Source organism: Nitrospira sp. SG-bin1 (assembly GCA_002083365.1).
In the GTDB taxonomy this organism is placed as follows: Bacteria; Nitrospirota; Nitrospiria; order Nitrospirales; family Nitrospiraceae; genus Nitrospira_D.
Genome location: LVWS01000019.1, coordinates 42,022 through 57,882, shown reverse-complemented (window position 1 = coordinate 57,882; position 15,861 = coordinate 42,022). Strand labels below are relative to the sequence as shown.

Below are 15,861 nucleotides of genomic sequence, written 5' to 3'. Positions count from 1 at the left end.
GAGATAGAATGTCTGGGAGCTCGGTCTATTGAGGAGATGATACGCTCTGTCGTCAAAGATACGGCGGAAACGGATCAGTCGGTTTTCACACTGCTTCCTGGAGGGAGAAAGACTTCGTTCAGATCGCTGAAGGACCCGCCGGGAGTCGGGCCACCACTGATCACATAAATCCGCCCTTGTACCACTCCCGACCCAAGGCCATGACGCGCAGTTGGCATCGAAACCATGGTGAGCCATGTGTCTCGGACCGGGTCATAGGCCTCGTTCTGATCGAATGTGCCGCCGGCCCCTTCGCCGCCGAATACGTAGACTTGTCCTTCGACTACAGCAGCCGTGATGCCGCTCCGAGCGGTCGGAAGTTCCGCGACGCGCGTCCAACGATCAGTCGATGGGTCATACCGTTCCATAACAGCGAGGTTCTGCGAATAGTCTCCATTCACCCGTCCGCCAATCGCATAAATCTTTCCGGCGACTGTCGCGGTCGCGAGGTGATCACGAGGGGTCGGTAGAGATGCAGCCGTTGTCCACTCGTTTCGCACGGGATCATACACTTCGACCTGCGCGTTGTTCGTCTTCCGATCATAACCTCCGATGGCGTAAAGTTTTCCATCTTGTTGCGTGACCGACAGTGCGCCGCGTGCCGTCGGCATCGGGGCACGTTCAGTCCAGCTGTCCCTAACTGGATCATAGGCATAGACAGTCGCCACAGGGTTCCAGACACTGAATGCTGATTTGCTGTATCCCCCAATAACATATAATTGCCCACCTACCACACCGATCCCGACATGATGTAGACCAACCGGCAGCGGCGCTTTGGAAGTCCATTGGTCCGTCGCGGGATCATAGACTTCGACGGATCGCGTGGTCGCGAAATTCAACACATTGCCCAAGCCGGGCTTTTCAAACCCGCCGACCACGTAAATCCTGCCATCCAGTGCCGCAGCCGCCACCTCCGTTCGCTTCGTCGGCATCGGAGCTGCTGTACGCCAATTGCCCCGATCTAGGTCCGCTTGCGCTGGATGACTGGAGACCGATAGCGTGAAGAACAAGAGTGCAGCAAAGACCGGAACCAACACAGACATCAGATTTACCAAGCGATAAGTGCGTCCCCTAATTGACGGAGTAAATAGTAGCAGTTTCAGGACCATTCACAAGCTAGGTGGGGCCCGAGCATGTGGGTGACACGTGAATACAGAGAGCAAGTGAGAAAAGGTGAACATCTGAGACAATTATCCGGCGCAGTCAATCAGGATACAGCGATAGAGAGAGGCGCCGGGTCAACCCAGGGAAATTGCCACGGGTGAGGTGAAGATACTCTCCGCCGGCCTCAATTACGAAAAAACGATACAGAGCCTAGGGATCGATAACATAACACTGGTGGGTTGAAGACTCTTTCTGGCGGCGTCAATGAGGGATGAGCCGCCGGTACGCAGGAAGTGCGGTATTAGAGCAAGAGACTGGAGGTATTTATCCGCGAGCGCCAATTCGATAAAACGAAAAAGAGTCCGCAGGTTACACAAAGGAATAGAAAATACTCGGGTGGTGATTATCCGCCCGCGATGAAGAGCGGGCGGCACGCGCAACGAGGTCTGGTGGAGGCGAGGGGAGTTGAACCCCTGTCCGAAGATCGTCAGTGCACTGTGTCTACATGTGTAGCCGACAATTTAAGGTTCGCAGCCATCCACGCCCGTCGGCAGGCTTAGAACAGCCGCTAGCCCAGAAAGATCTCGTCCTCAGCCGCTGAGCACCGGCCTGGGACCAGCCCGCTGCATCGCGCCATTCCACCCCCGCGGGCCTCAGATGGAACGACGTCACAGCTTAATTAAGCTGCGAGTGCCAGTTCTTGATTGGCAGTTGCATTTTCTCGGACTTTTACGAGTTCCCGAGAGCTCGACATGCGACAGTGACCTCAGTATCCCCGTCGAAACCGGTCGCCCCCTTTGTTCAGATTGTTGATAATGAAAGCCGGCTGCGTTCTCACGCTGCTCCGGCTCCCTTTGAGATACTCATGATACCCCACAGGTCAATGGGATGCCACTTATTGAGGATCACCAAATTCTTATCCCCCCTGGCCCATTACTCATCAAGGCTGGGACTGAGGAGATAACGCCCGTAGACGAGTGCGAAGAGGAAATAGGCGCTGCTCCATCCCACGGCCGATAGACCAAGCATCGCATAAGTCAGCCCCGTAGGGATATCCGGGCTCGGAGCAAAGATTCGCAAGAGAGCTCCCATATTGACCAGCAGATAGATGGCTACGGTAGGCCGATCGGCATGCCGTGGTCGTCCTGTGTGCCCGAGACTTGCTCGGGTCATCACCGCCAGTGTCATCGCTCCCATCGCTCCAGTGGTGAGGAGATGCACGGCGTTTTCGGGAGAAAAGCCCATCCCTAGAATCGAGGCTCCCAAGGCCACCAAAAAGAGGCCGACCCATCCATAGCCCACGTGCAGGATGAACACCAACGGTTCGCTCCACGTCCGCCACCCTCCCCAGCGCAGCAAACGAATCACGCTTGCCATGCCAGCCGCGACCAACATGACTCCCGCCCAGTGACTCTTCGGCCAAAGAGTCCAGGCGATGACTCCCACAAGGACAAGACCAATGGCGATACCATCCATGAAAGAAAACATTTCTGGTAACCGAGGCACATTCCTTTCGGCCAAGAACTCGCGGGTGAAGGTGGGCGTGAGGCGCCCGCCGATGACGGTCAACATCATGGTCATCACGGACAAGGCCATTCGCTCCGAAAAATCCGTCGGTCCATCGCGGAGTGCCGAGAGATGAAACAGAAGGTTTGTCACGGCATAGAGGCTCACCAATATGCCGATCGGAGCCCTGTCCCACGTCCGGGAGGCGACAATCTCCCGCCAAACGTACGCGGCCAGCAAGGCCAGAAAAGCTGCGTCGACAACCACGGCGGCGGAGACTCCCAATAAGGGAACTGTCATAAACAGCCGACCCGTCACCCATAGCAGAAAGAACGCCAGTAACGGCGTCCCTCTGAGCGGCATGCGGTCCGTCCAATTGGGCATGGCAGTCAGCAGAAATCCAGCGATCAACGCGGGAAGATATCCGAACAGCATCTCATGGACGTGCCAGTCACGAGGGGAATAGAGAAAGTTCGCTTGCGCCCGCCCCGCGTACAAAGCAATCCATAAAAGAATGGTCAGGCCGGCGAACAGCGCGGCACCCAGAAAAAACGGCCTGAACCCATAGGATAAGAACGCCGGGCCGGTGTAGCGAGGGAAGGTAGGTTCGTCGTCCTCGATCTGTGCGGCAATCGGCTGACGGGCCATGGGAAGCTTGGCTGACATGCTTGGGCGATTGTTGACGGTGAATTGAAGACTTGTCAAATGTGGGGATGTTCTAGGGATCTGGTCGGTACAGGCTGATAACCACCCGGCACGCATCTCGTGCCGGGTGGTTTCAGAATGACTAGATGCAAGACCCAGATGGTGGCGTCGGAGGCGCAGCTTGTTGCCTCATGCCGCTGATGAGAATATTTTTAGCAATCTCTCGACCGAGTGGCACCCCTCCGATCCTATCGGTAGCTTTGAGCATTTTGCTTACGTTCTCTCCACTCGTCCCATCAAAACGCCAGTGCACCCCCAGAAAGATGCGGCTCACCGAATTGTCGTACATCGCTTCCGCCATGCTATCGTACTTGCGGTGGAGATTTGTCCGAACCGAACCATCGTTGTCCGTGGTGCTACCGTTAAGCTCGTCTGAGACAAAGGTAAACCCAATCGAGTCTTCCGTCTTCATATTCGTGTGCCCGTAGAACAACCGCACCATCTCAAATGTTGCTGCTCCAAACGTCGCGTGCCCGCTCGGGTAGGCCGGAAATGGCGGTGTAAAGGCCGGTTTCAATTCATTGGAACGCGGTGCGCCCAGCGGCTTCCAGAAGGGGTCACACGGGGGTGTAATGGTTTTGTTCGGCATTGCGGCAGGACCGGTCGACTTGTCATCTTCTCGGATGCCGACCACGGGGCGCCATAAATCGTAACAATACTTCCAATACCATGCATGAATTCCCGAGTCGCCCATCGCGCAATTGATCAGGGCAAAGAGTCGTGCATTTTGTTCTGTGGTATTGCCTTTTACTTTGGCCACTTCTCGGACGACCTGATTATAGAGTCGCGGAGGTGTGCCGATCTGGCTCGCGCCATCATAGGCCCAATACAAACCGATGGCAGTTTCTTCTGAATTACGTATCGTCGTGTTAAGTTCCTGTGCACCACCCTTCTCGTATACCTCCTTGTAATCGTCACTATATCGCGTGCTGGTCTCCGCAGGCGGTGGGTCGAGCGCCTGCCAGGTAGTCACGGCAAAGGTTGGAGTTTTACCGTAGGCTACTCCAAGATAACCTTGAGTCGGATTACATGGATCTGGGCGGTGACGGAGACGACCAGGGGACGATGCATAGTCCTCATCCTTTGGCATCACCCCACCATCGTTCCTGCGGGTATCGAATACTGCCAGTGCAATACGTCGACCGAAACTGAAGGCCGCGTCATCCGTGCCATTCTTCCCGCTTATTTCCGCAAGTTTTGCTTCGAATGTGGTGCGCATCCGTGAGTAGAGCGTGCATAGCGCAGTGACAGCAGCTCCCGAGACAGCGGCACTCCGCTTGACGGCCGAGTTAGGACCAGGGGGCGGCGATGGCGGACTGATGAGATAGAGTTTCTTTGGTGTAGGCCCCGGCCCTGGAATCGAGCTGACCCCATTGACGCTGAAGAAGGCATCATGCATGGCCAGATGCACGATCGCAAGGGCACGAGAGCTGAGTGTCGGCCCACGCTGATGTTCGGCTTGCATACAATCACAATCTGCCGGGTTTGTAATGCAACAACCATCACTAGGCTTGATCTTCGCGACAGTGTGGTCCAATCGATTCGCTTCCAACGCGACTGCGTTCCAGAACAGTATGGGATCTATGAGATCCATGTAGACACTCCTCTCGCTGGTGGATGTGAAATGGCTTCTCTGACGACTAAGCACTGACCATGCCACGCCTGTATGCTCCATCGTCGGTGACCAGGATTGCCGCAATAAGAATCTCGAAACCGCTGAATTGTATTGTCAGTGTGCGATGCGATTCGCGTTACTTAGTGAGGAGAGGGATTGGTGGATCTAATTAGATCCTTTCGTATCTCGTCAGATACAGGCGTGATTGGAAATTTTCATAAGCGCGAAGTGTAGGAGAAGAATGCCTCGGATCCGTGAATTAAGAATTGCGACCACGACCCATCGCCGCTTTCTACGTACACGGCCCTGCATCGTTTTGTCTTTTACGGCGTATCATCTGAGATACGATTCACAATCCAACTGTTTGGAGCAGGCCCCAATCATCTAATCCCCGCCTGGTTTTCATCATGGCATCATCATTGCCTATAAGAATCGGTCATTACGAGCACGATTTCCGTGCTCGACCATCATCAAGGAGGATTTCTCATGAAGTGCACGAGATGCTGCGGACTCATGGTGGTGACTCATTTACTGGACATGCAGGAAAGTTACGTCCCGATGTGGATGCAGGGGTTGCGTTGCGTGACCTGCGGCAATATCGTGGACCCATTGATCCATTTTCACCGTACGGCTCAGCGTGCTCGCAGAACCAAGCAGTTGGCGTCACGGTTGACAAACCCAGTCATGCGCCCTGTTCAAGCGGCCTAGCTCTATGGTGTGTTCCGCAGCCTGAGCGCCGCGGCTCTGCGGTGTGGACGGTGGCGCCTAGCAAAGACACGCCCTCATCGGCCAATGTATGGGAGTTCCCCCCAAGGCATTCCCGTGAGTTGGCAGGAGAAGCGCCTCTCCGAGTATCGAGTATGATGAGCGACGTTTTCGCGAACTTACCTGGACGAGTCCCCCAACTTCAACGACAAGAGACGAGGTAATATACCTCACCATGAATGGATGCCCGAAGGTTCTACTACCTCGGGAGTCATTCTTATGTCATATCGGTAATCGTAATTCTTATTTTATTATGAGACACCGATGAAACGTTGCCTCCATCGGTGCGGGAGCAGCGAGCGATACCATGACAAGAATAACCATTTCTGAATCCAATTCGATACACAATTTGTATCCAATTCGATTCTTGTCCTCAATTGAATAGGACCAAGCAACGTATGCATAAATCATTGTCGTTCCAGCTCGCACCCGTCGGGGACAGGGAATTTTTCTGAGGCACGTAGTTTGCTCTATCTCCGAACAAGTTCGATGACTGGACAACATAGATACATCGGCATGAAACGGTTTGCATTAAGTTACAGTACCTAATTATTTGGTATTGACTAATTAGAATTATGGTCATTATAAACAACCCGTTTCATGACGATTGGGCGCTCTAGGGATACGCTTCTCTCCCCGCGCGTTCAGCTCAGTTGAAAGCAGTCAACGTTACGTTACACCATTTCATCACTCAAAGGAGGCTTCAATGAAGAGGTATGTTCACTTCGGGGCTGCTCTTTGCCTGGCGGCGGGAGTAGCCGGTTGTACAGGCGACGATCCCGCGCCGCCTGCTGCTGTAACCCCTGCAGCCGCCACGTTCGATGTGACGGACGAAGCGGGTCACTGGTTCGATACCGGCGCTCAAGTTGCAGGGACCCGTTCCCTCGCCATCGTCAAGCCAGGCGACAAAGTGGCATTTCTTCAAACCAAGTCAACGCATGGCCCGAATGGCGCAAATGGTCCGTCTCGTGTCGAGAGTTTCCACACCGTCACGAGCCTGATTTGGCCGGTTGATGCGACCCCCGCCGAGCGTATCGATCAGGATAAAGCGAACAAAGACGACCATGAAGTGACCTTGAATACCCCGGGTCTCTATGTGTTCGTGTGCAAGCTGCATCCCTACATGTTGGCCGGCGTGATCGTGGACGATCCGGCCACGACAAACCCGAACTCAACCCCACCAGGGGGAGCAGCCCTTGACATCGGTGAGAAACTCCATCTCTTTGGGGTCACCCATACGGCTGACGTGAGGCAAGCGGCAGACGCAACCAAGGCCTTCCCCAGCCTCTCAGACCTTGGACTCAGACTGTTGCGTGCGTTCTTTGTTGTTACCAGCCCCACCAACTGGAAGGACTACAGCCAACCGATTGGCACCCCCTATAAACCGGATTATCCAGACGTCAATGTCCGTGTTACGGGAGGTGCTGTCGCGAACCTCAAAACGGCACTCCAAGGGGCATTTGACATCAACGATACCATCCCAGCCCTGAAAACACCCGCTATCGACGGGATCGGCGAAGTGTGGGTGGACACACAGTATGAGGTGAGCCAGACGAAAGGGGCCGCCTATCCCAGCACCACGACCGTGGTCGATGTGGAAGGAACGGACAAATGGAAGGTAAAGCGCAAGATCGCGCTGCCGGCTCAGAAGATGAACAACGCCCATAACCTGTGGGCCAGCCATGATCAGAAGCAGATCTACAACACCGAGTGGCACGGCAAGAGCCTGTACGTCCATAACCAAGCGGATGGGACACTCTTGCAGGAAATCGAGCTCGGCAACGATCCCGCTCACGTCATGACCAGAGTCAATAACGAGCAGGTACACGTGGGACTGAACGGTGGAGATTCGGTCGTCGAATTGAACAAAGCCGCCAATGGGACCCTGAGCATCAACCGCAACATTCTGGTGCAAAATCCAGGGGACAAACAAGCCCAACCGCACGCCCATTGGATGGGCCATGACGGTAATTCAATGGTGACCCCGAACTCCAACACGAATGACTCCACATTCTGGGATTTCATCACCGATAAGATTAAATCCAAACCAGCCACCGGCACCCTGCCGATTGCCTCGGGAATCAACCCGGACTCGACGAAGTATTACGTGTCCAACTACCTGGGCCACAGTATTTCCGTCATCGACATGGCAACCGGGAATAAGATCAACGACATCAATTTGCTCCAAAACTATAATCCACTGACTGGGCCTACCGGTGGACCCATCGGCGGTCTACCGATTCAAACTCCGGTAAGTCCTGACGGCAAGTTCGTGATCACGGGGAATACCTTGACTGGAACGATCACGATCATTGACACAGCCGCAGATGGCGGGAAAGGTGCTCTTGTTGCGAGTGTGGTGTGCGATCCAGGCTGTCACGGCGTGAACTTCGGTGCCAAGAAGGGTGGCGGGTACTATGCCTATGTCACCAGCAAGTTCTCCAACCGGTTGATCGTGTTGGATTACGATGCGGACAACGATGGCATTGTGACGCAAACGGGAGCTGATGCACCGGTCATCGCCGGATGGGTAGTGTTGGCCGACGACGCTGCACCAACGGATGACCCGATCAGCGGAAACAAGGGCATGGGTGGACAGGGCTTGCTCCCTGTTCCCAATGTCTACAATGGGTGGGTGCAGAAGCTACCGTCAGGTGAAGGTGCCAATAGCTTCTGTGGACAATTGACGGCCGCGCAACGGAGTCCATTCGCGGGAACCGTCATCACCCCTTGCACGCCATAGTGGTTTGTTCAGGCCGCCGGAATCATTCCGGCACCTAACATAGCGACCAGCTAAGGCCCGGTGCGGTGGCACTCAACCACTGCGCCGGGCCTTTTCGTTTCATACAGTCATCGCATCAACCGATTCGTCGCCCTGTATCGTTTTATCCGTCAGCGTATCGCTCGGGATACGATCCTCCGCAAGCCTTATCCATCGTGGATGGGTTCCCAAACCCACCGAAGTACGTTCGACATCGCGCTCATCGCCATCGCTCTTGGAGGTCATTACCAGACTCCCTCGTGGCGCCATCGTTGCCTAAGCGCCTATGCCAAGGAGTGAGTTAGTTATACAGGTTGTGATGGCCGAGCGATTACCAAGGAGGAATTCCAATGACCTGTCCTAGATGCAACGGGCTCATGGTGGTGGACCATTTACTGGACATGCAGGAAAGTTACTTGCCGATGTGAATGCAGGCCATGCGATGTCCGACCTGCGGGATATTGTGGATCCCTTGATCCATTATCACCGCACGACCCGGCGTGCTCTCCGGGCCAAGCGACTCGCGTCACGTTTGACGAAACCTGCGCTTCGACGACCAGTTGAAGCAGCTTAGCCCCTGAATCCTACCGTACGACTTAAGCGCTTTGCGCTCCGCAGACGTTTCGCAAGGCGCCGGCGCGCCGTAGGGGAGAACTCGATTGCCGTCACAATCGTGATCCACTAAACCGTCCGGAATACAAGAACAGTCAGGCCGTCACATAGCGAAGCTGCAGCAAGGACGGGAAGTCAGATAATGGCCCTCGCGCAAGATGTACCTAGAAAGCGACTCAAACACCGATTCATCCGAACAATCTCGCCCAGGGGAACATTGATACCAGAGAAGCGATACTCGACTTCGTTCACACTCGCTGCCGCACCGCCTCAAACCCAATCAGAACCTTCGTCAGCCGGAAGAAATGGAGACGAGGACCCGACGCGTTCACTCCGGTCTAGGTAGCCCTATTGGGTCACACCGGGAATGGGTCCATAGACAGTCTGGCACTGACACATCAGTCCGGCGGCAGCCCTTGTTCCAAGTGGACAGCTCCCGTATTGAGTCGTGCAGTACGCCGCGCCCGCATTGGAAAAGGCGGCGGCGTTGGCAGGACCCGAACCGGCTGGATTGGATTGGTCTTTAGGGTTGGCCGCCATGGCCTTCATGACATCAGCCACAGCTTGGAAAGACTCCTCCTTGACCTTATAGGAGGTGCACATATTGTCGATGTCATCGACGCTGAACCCCTTCTCCTTCATGGCGATCATCTCTTGACTGGTGCAGGTTCGCTGCATCTCCACGCACCCAGTTGCATAGATCAAGAATCCGGCGACGACCATCGCCATATGTGAGCGTTTCATAAAGCACCTCCCATGCACACGGAGCCTCCTGCCACACCATCGACCGTTGGCTCTTGGAAAATCGATGGCTCATTCACTTCTGACCGGTTGTTTTTGCAAGGGGTGTGCGCGCATTACGCTATCTAATACCAAGTACATATGAACGGTAAATTGTGAGGAAAGATAATTACTTGCGAGGAACCGCCGCTTTGGCTCAATCGTCCGGACTAGACAAGGCGTTGAGTCGAATGGATTCGAATTGAATCGCTTCTGATTCAGTCGCCAATCGGCAAGACCGTCCTCGGGTAAGATCGCCCTTCCCAGAGTGCTTCCTTCGATTTATCGCTCGGCTTTCTTTCTGTCTATCGAACTTTTGGCGAGCGTAAGCGGATCAGAGAGGAGTCCAAAAGAGATCGGCGGAGAGCTACGGCAAAAAATGGTCAGGCAGCCAGTGAGTCGGTTTGGGCCGTTTCAGTTCGCATCGAATCAAGGTCGTCGAGCCCCGGCATCGTGGGCTGATACGCCGTCACCTTGCGCAGGATCAGGACCCTCAAGTCTGCATCATCGATATGGGCGAGCGCGTCTCGCATTCCTTCGATATCTCCGTCCTGCGCCAGATGCGCGGCGATGCCGATGAGAGGTAACACTCCGGCATTGCCCATCGCCTTGGCAATCTCGATGGCGCCGGACCGATCGCCGGCCTTGACGAAGAGCTGAGGCAGTTCCAAATAGAAATGACTCGCCAAGAGCGACGGATCGGGACATGAGACGATGGTGTCCTTCACGGACTGTACGTTCCCCCGCTCCGATTCGACGAACAGCATCATCTGCCAGGCCTCTCGCGAGTACCGTTTATCAACGATCTCACCTGCGGTTTGTCGCGCCCCAGTCAAATCCCCGACCAACGCTTGCCGGATCGCTTGGTCCTTCAATTGCTCATCCGTCGATGCTTGGGTTTGTATCATGTCGTGGCGCCTCCCGCTTTGGTCAAAGTATCGAATTGGAGAATCCCAGAACTTCTGTATCGAAATGTAGCCGTGATCGGAGATCTTGTCGATCTTTTCACGATAAATCGTCAGTGTCATCCACCATACCTCGGCGTGCAATCGAGACCGACCGTTACCCGTACACATCGAGCGTTTCATTTATCGAGGAGTCTAGTGCCGGCTTGTCTTACCGCCAAGCATGGCATCACTGATAACCTCCTGACCTGCCTTATCTTCATTCCCTCGAGCGCGCTTGTACGTTTTGATGCTTCGAGAATGATCTAGCCGTCAAAATACGATTACGATTGTGGGTTGCGTGGTGTCCTAATCAATGTAAAATTGTCCATCGTCCTGCTTAAGTTTTTTCTGAAAGCTCCCTTGCATTGTAGTTAACCGCAGGAAGGAGGAGTCCTTGATGCATTGATTAAGGGAGAACACGAGATAACTCATTGGCTTTTCTAACACTTTCCACAGGTCACGATCTCGTGTCGTTCATTTCCTCCCTTCACTTGCGCATCTGAAATGTCCAGCTATACTTTCGTGATGCATTCCACCAAATACATCATCGTGCAAGACGGAAACGGTTGGCGCGGCCATCTGGAGGGCTACCCGGAACACGAGACGTATGGGGACTCTTTCGAAGAACTGCAGTTCAAGCTGTGGCAACTGCACCAAGAGCTCATTGCTCAAGAAGCAGAAAGGAACCTCTACCAGTCCCACGGGGGCCAAGAGGATCAATACGGAAATGGAGAGCACGAGCGGTATCATAATTCTACGTCCACGCTCTCCCGTCACACACCCACGAGATCCCGTCCCATGTCCCGTGCCCAGATGAAGCGACGCGCCCGTGTGGAAGAACTCCTCTTCGCGATGATCAGTAATCGTTGAGGGCCTCATCTACTCCACCCCTGGCTGTTTCTTGCCACCCGCCTCGACGTCATGACAGAGCGCCGACATTCATCGCGACGGTCACACTATCCTTTTGGTACGCCACAGCCTTAGGTTTTGTAGATTCTTGACCGATGAAGAATCACATGTTGGAATGATCTCATACACCAGAAGAAGCCCGAACGGCCTTCTAGTGGTTCGTATCCCGATTTCAAACGAGGTACTTTATGCAGAAAATCAAATGCTACTACTTGGATGAAGAAAAGCAGTGGCTGGGTTATCTGCCTAACTTTCCCGAGCATTGGGCACAAGGAGAGACGTTTGAAGCCATGCAACTCAACCTATACCGCCTGAACTTCGACCTCACCCTGATGGAAGCTCTGCGAAAATTTTCTGAACTCAGCCTCCCCTAAGTGGTACCCCTCGCTTGGCAACACGAGACCACAGCAGCGCCCTCCGATTGGCCGCATCATCTGGTCTCGCGCTGAAAGACTCGTCCCTTCATATACTGGCCTTTTTCTCTTTCTCCGATTGCGCTTGGTCATAGGCTTACGTACCCAAGTACCTACCAGACAACCGAACACTTCAAAACCTCTGTAAGATTTTCGTCCGGCAACGGACTCTGAATTGGAAAGAATTGGATGTTCCATCCTCCCTGTTTTCGCCTACTCTAGGTGTTCCAATTGACTGGATAGGCGGAGTGTTGATACACATATTTCAGCTATCCTGACCATTCTGCGAGGCCGAACATGCCCATCGATGAAATCACGAAAAAAGTCAGCGAGCGTTATGCGAAAGCCGTCAGTACCGGCGAAGAGATGTGTTGCCCCACCAGTTACGACATGGGACACCTCAAAACCTTCATTCCCGAAGAAGTTTTGAGAATTTCCTATGGCTGCGGCACGCCGGCCGGCCTCAAGACCGTGCAGGTCGGCGAGACAGTGCTGGATATCGGGTCAGGCGGCGGCATCGATTGTTTTGAGGCCTCCCGGTTAGTGGGACTGACAGGCCATGTGGTCGGCATCGACATGACCGATACGATGTTGGAGATTGCGCGCAAGAACGCGGCTGTCGTAGCAGCGAACCTTGGCTACCCCGTCTCGAATGTGGAATTCCGGAAAGGCTTGGCCGATGCGATGCCGGTCGAGGATGGCACAATCGATCTGATCATTTCGAATTGTGTGATCAACCTGGCCCCGGACAAACGGAAGGTGTTTCGCGAAATGTATCGAGTCGCCAAGCCCGGCGGGCGGTTCACAATCTCCGATATCGTGTCGGATCAAGTCGTGCCGCAGTATCTCATCCATGACACCCAAAAATGGGGAGACTGTCTTTCCGGAGCTTTGACGCTCGCCGACTATATGACTGGCCTGACGACGGCCGGTTTTCTCGGGATCCATCTCGTCAAGTTTTCACCCTGGAGAGTCATCGATGGCATCCATTTCTTTTCAGTGACGTTGACGGGGTACAAACTGCCTCAGACGCCGACCGTCTCCTCGATCCGATACGCCACCTTGCGCGGTCCCTTCAGTCGGCTTGTCGATGAACGAAGCACGACGTACCAGCGCGGCATCCCGCAACCCATCAAGCCGGAGGATGAACTGTTGCTGAGCTACCCACCGTTCGCCGATCACTTTATCCTCACTGCCGACCCGATCCAGCTCGACCAGAATGACGCCCGATGGAGCGCCGTGTTTCCGGCAGAGGCTCCCTGTACCTGGCAGGGCCATTATGCATTATTAGCAGGTCCCTTCATCGAGGCGGCCGATGACGATCACCACGTCTATCGCCGAGGCCAGCCGCTGGAGATTTGCTCAAAGACCGTAGCGGTCCTTGAAGCCGATGGGTACCAGCCGCACTTCGCCATTCTGAACCGAGCGGGAGAACGTGTACGCGGCGAAGCCGTGACGTGCGTTCCCGAGGGAGGCTGCTGTTAGATGACCCTGACCTTGCTAGGCCGGAAGAATTCCCTCGCCTCAGCGGCAGAACAATGTCGCCTCCTCAAGCAGTCGGCCGGTTTCCCACCGTTTGACTGTCGCCTTGACCAAGTCGGTACGTTCCCTCTTCGCGCGACGGGCATCACCGTCTTTCAGATCAATGTGGGAAAACTCTGCAACCAGACTTGCCGGCACTGCCATGTGGATGCCGGTCCGGATCGTTCCGAGACGATGTCGTTCGAAACGGCGGAACAATGTATACATGCCCTCGCCAAGACCGACATTCCGACCGTCGATATCACCGGCGGCGCACCGGAACTCAATCCACATTTTCGCTGGCTGGTCGAACAGTCCCGGACACTCGGCCGACATGTGATGGATCGCTGTAACCTCTCCGTGCTGCTGTTGCCGTCGCAGGCCGATCTGGTCGAATTTTTGGCCCACCATCGAGTTGAAATTATCGCTTCACTCCCGTCGTATCGTGCCAGCCAGACCGACGCGCAGCGGGGCGAGGGAGTCTTTGAGAAATCCCTGGAGGCGCTCCGCCTGCTGAATCGATTCGGTTATGGCCGTTCGAAGACCGGGCTCGCGCTGAACTTGGTTTACAATCCCGTCGGCGCGTTCCTGCCTCCGAAGCAAGAAGCCATTGAAGCCCAATTCAAGAAGGAACTACGCAATAGGTACGGCATTGAGTTCAACCGGCTCTACACGATCACCAACATGCCGATCAGCCGCTTCCTTGAGTTTCTCGTTGAAAGCGGGAACTACGACCAGTACATGACGCGACTCTCCAATGCGTTCAACCCTGCCGCTGTCGCCGGCGTGATGTGCCGTCACACACTTTCGGTCGGATGGGATGGGCGGCTCTACGATTGCGACTTCAATCAAATGTTGGAACTCCCGGTGGACCATGGAGCTCCGTCCCACATCCGGGATTTCGATCCGGTACAGCTTCATCATCGACAGATCGTCACGCGCAACCATTGCTTCGGTTGTACGGCAGGCTCGGGTTCCTCGTGCAGCGGAGTGGTCACTTAACCTCTCGCCATGGAAATCCCCCTTCTCACGTTGTCGCTGGTCCTCGTCCTGGCCTTTGCCAACGGAACGAACGACGTGTCGAAAGCGATCGCCACACTGGTCGGCAGCGGGGTAACCAGCTATCGAGCGGCTATCGCGTGGGGAACCTTTTGGACCATGGTCGGAGCGGCCGCCGCCGCGTTCGTGGCTAGCGCGATGGTCAAGACCTTCAGCAGCGGCTTTATCGAGCCAGGCCTGGCCATCCCATCCGCCCTGGCCCCTTCCATCCTGAGCGGCACCGTCCTGTGGGTGCTTTTCGCGTCGAGAACCGGTCTTCCGGTCTCCACCACCCATGCGTTGACTGGCTCGCTCATGGGAGCCGGATTGATGGCGTTTGGAACCGAGGGCTTGATCTGGGACACGGTCTCGAAAAAGATCGCGCTTCCCCTGTTACTCAGCCCCTTCCTGTCGTTCGCTGTGTCGTGCTCCGTTCATCCGCTTCTACGAAGGATCGCGAACCGATGGGAAGGCCTTTGTGTGTGCGTCATGCCGAGCCATCGGGCACTCGTCACGATCGACGGAAATGGTTACACCCGTACGTTGTTTCAAGCCGGAGGTATCGGCGTGCCCGTGGCGTCGGTGCCATCGCAATGTGACCGCGCAGGCTTGTCCGGCCCAAGACTCGGTCTGGATTCCATCCACTGGCTGTCGAGCGGACTCACATCTCTGGCTCGCGGCACCAACGATGCACCGAAGATTGCCGCGATGCTTCTGCTCGGAAGCACTTTGGCTGCGTGGCCTAGTCCAGCCCTGCGGATACTCGCATTTGCCGGTGTGGCGATCGCCATGGGGGCCGGCAGCTACTGGGGTGGACACCGCGTCACCGAAGTGCTTGCCGAACGGGTCATCAAGATGAATCATGTGGAAGGATTATCCGCCAACCTGACGACGTCATCGCTGGTATTGCTTTCTGGATCGCTCGGCTTACCCGTCTCCACCACACACGTCAGCGGCTCAGCGATCATTGGCATCGGTCTGTTGAAAGGGACCGCCGCCGTACGATGGGGTACCGTGCGGGATATGATCTTCGCCTGGGTGGTCACGATTCCTATGGCCGCCATATTCGCATTCCTGGCATTCCTGGCTTTCACCTAGAGCCTGATAGATCTTGTTCCTACGTCAACACTCTGCTAAGGTGTCGAT

Annotated in this window: 13 protein-coding genes and 1 other RNA gene; 8 read left to right on the top strand and 6 right to left on the bottom strand. The window is 55.1% G+C overall.

What is annotated here, in order from left to right:
- Window positions 1-74: 74 nt before the first annotated feature.
- The 4 genes from A4E19_16765 to A4E19_16750 all read right to left on the bottom strand — a co-directional run bounded on the left by A4E19_16765 (window position 75) and on the right by A4E19_16750 (window position 4,948).
- Complete coding sequence (locus A4E19_16765) at window positions 75-1,082, bottom strand: galactose oxidase (GenBank protein OQW35223.1); 1,008 nt, start codon at window positions 1,080-1,082, stop codon at window positions 75-77.
- 508 nt (window positions 1,083-1,590) lie between these two features.
- Window positions 1,591-1,939, bottom strand: a transfer-messenger RNA (tmRNA) gene (gene ssrA / locus A4E19_16760).
- A gap of 137 nt (window positions 1,940-2,076) precedes the next feature.
- Entirely contained in the window at window positions 2,077-3,315 is a 1,239-nt protein-coding gene (locus A4E19_16755) for a hypothetical protein (protein OQW35222.1), read from the bottom strand.
- Window positions 3,316-3,436: 121 nt separating this feature from the next.
- Entirely contained in the window at window positions 3,437-4,948 is a 1,512-nt protein-coding gene (locus tag A4E19_16750) for a hypothetical protein (GenBank protein ID OQW35221.1), read from the bottom strand.
- 507 nt (window positions 4,949-5,455) lie between these two features.
- Here A4E19_16750 and A4E19_16745 point away from each other — a divergent pair.
- From A4E19_16745 to A4E19_16735, 3 genes are all read left to right on the top strand, one after another.
- Complete coding sequence (locus A4E19_16745; GenBank protein ID OQW35220.1) at window positions 5,456-5,677, top strand: hypothetical protein; 222 nt, start codon at window positions 5,456-5,458, stop codon at window positions 5,675-5,677.
- 763 nt (window positions 5,678-6,440) lie between these two features.
- Complete coding sequence (locus tag A4E19_16740) at window positions 6,441-8,477, top strand: hypothetical protein (protein OQW35219.1); 2,037 nt, start codon at window positions 6,441-6,443, stop codon at window positions 8,475-8,477.
- A 382-nt stretch (window positions 8,478-8,859) separates the two neighbouring features.
- Window positions 8,860-9,069 carry a hypothetical protein gene (locus tag A4E19_16735; GenBank protein ID OQW35218.1) on the top strand — a complete coding sequence of 70 codons (210 nt, stop codon included), beginning with the start codon at window positions 8,860-8,862 and terminating at the stop codon, window positions 9,067-9,069.
- A gap of 386 nt (window positions 9,070-9,455) precedes the next feature.
- Here A4E19_16735 and A4E19_16730 read toward each other — a convergent pair whose 3' ends face one another.
- Window positions 9,456-9,851 (bottom strand): hypothetical protein, encoded by a 396-nt coding sequence (locus A4E19_16730; GenBank protein OQW35217.1) that lies wholly within the window; start codon window positions 9,849-9,851, stop codon window positions 9,456-9,458.
- Between the two features lie 419 nt (window positions 9,852-10,270).
- Window positions 10,271-10,963: a hypothetical protein gene (locus A4E19_16725; GenBank protein ID OQW35216.1), complete on the bottom strand. Its 693-nt coding sequence runs from the start codon at window positions 10,961-10,963 to the stop codon at window positions 10,271-10,273.
- A 375-nt stretch (window positions 10,964-11,338) separates the two neighbouring features.
- On the opposite strand from A4E19_16725, the gene A4E19_16720 reads away from it, so the two are divergent.
- The 5 genes from A4E19_16720 (at window position 11,339) to A4E19_16700 (ending at window position 15,813) form a co-directional block, all read left to right on the top strand.
- On the top strand, window positions 11,339-11,704 hold the full coding sequence (locus tag A4E19_16720; GenBank protein OQW35215.1) for a hypothetical protein: 366 nt from the start codon (window positions 11,339-11,341) through the stop codon (window positions 11,702-11,704).
- 227 nt (window positions 11,705-11,931) lie between these two features.
- Window positions 11,932-12,117, top strand: coding sequence for a hypothetical protein (locus tag A4E19_16715; protein ID OQW35214.1), 186 nt, complete (start codon window positions 11,932-11,934; stop codon window positions 12,115-12,117).
- A gap of 336 nt (window positions 12,118-12,453) precedes the next feature.
- Window positions 12,454-13,641 (top strand): hypothetical protein, encoded by a 1,188-nt coding sequence (locus A4E19_16710; protein OQW35213.1) that lies wholly within the window; start codon window positions 12,454-12,456, stop codon window positions 13,639-13,641.
- Window positions 13,642-14,679, top strand: a complete 1,038-nt coding sequence (locus A4E19_16705; GenBank protein ID OQW35212.1) for a radical SAM protein — start codon at window positions 13,642-13,644, stop codon at window positions 14,677-14,679.
- Between the two features lie 9 nt (window positions 14,680-14,688).
- Window positions 14,689-15,813 carry a hypothetical protein gene (locus A4E19_16700; protein ID OQW35211.1) on the top strand — a complete coding sequence of 375 codons (1,125 nt, stop codon included), beginning with the start codon at window positions 14,689-14,691 and terminating at the stop codon, window positions 15,811-15,813.
- The last annotated feature ends 48 nt before the right edge of the window (window positions 15,814-15,861 follow it).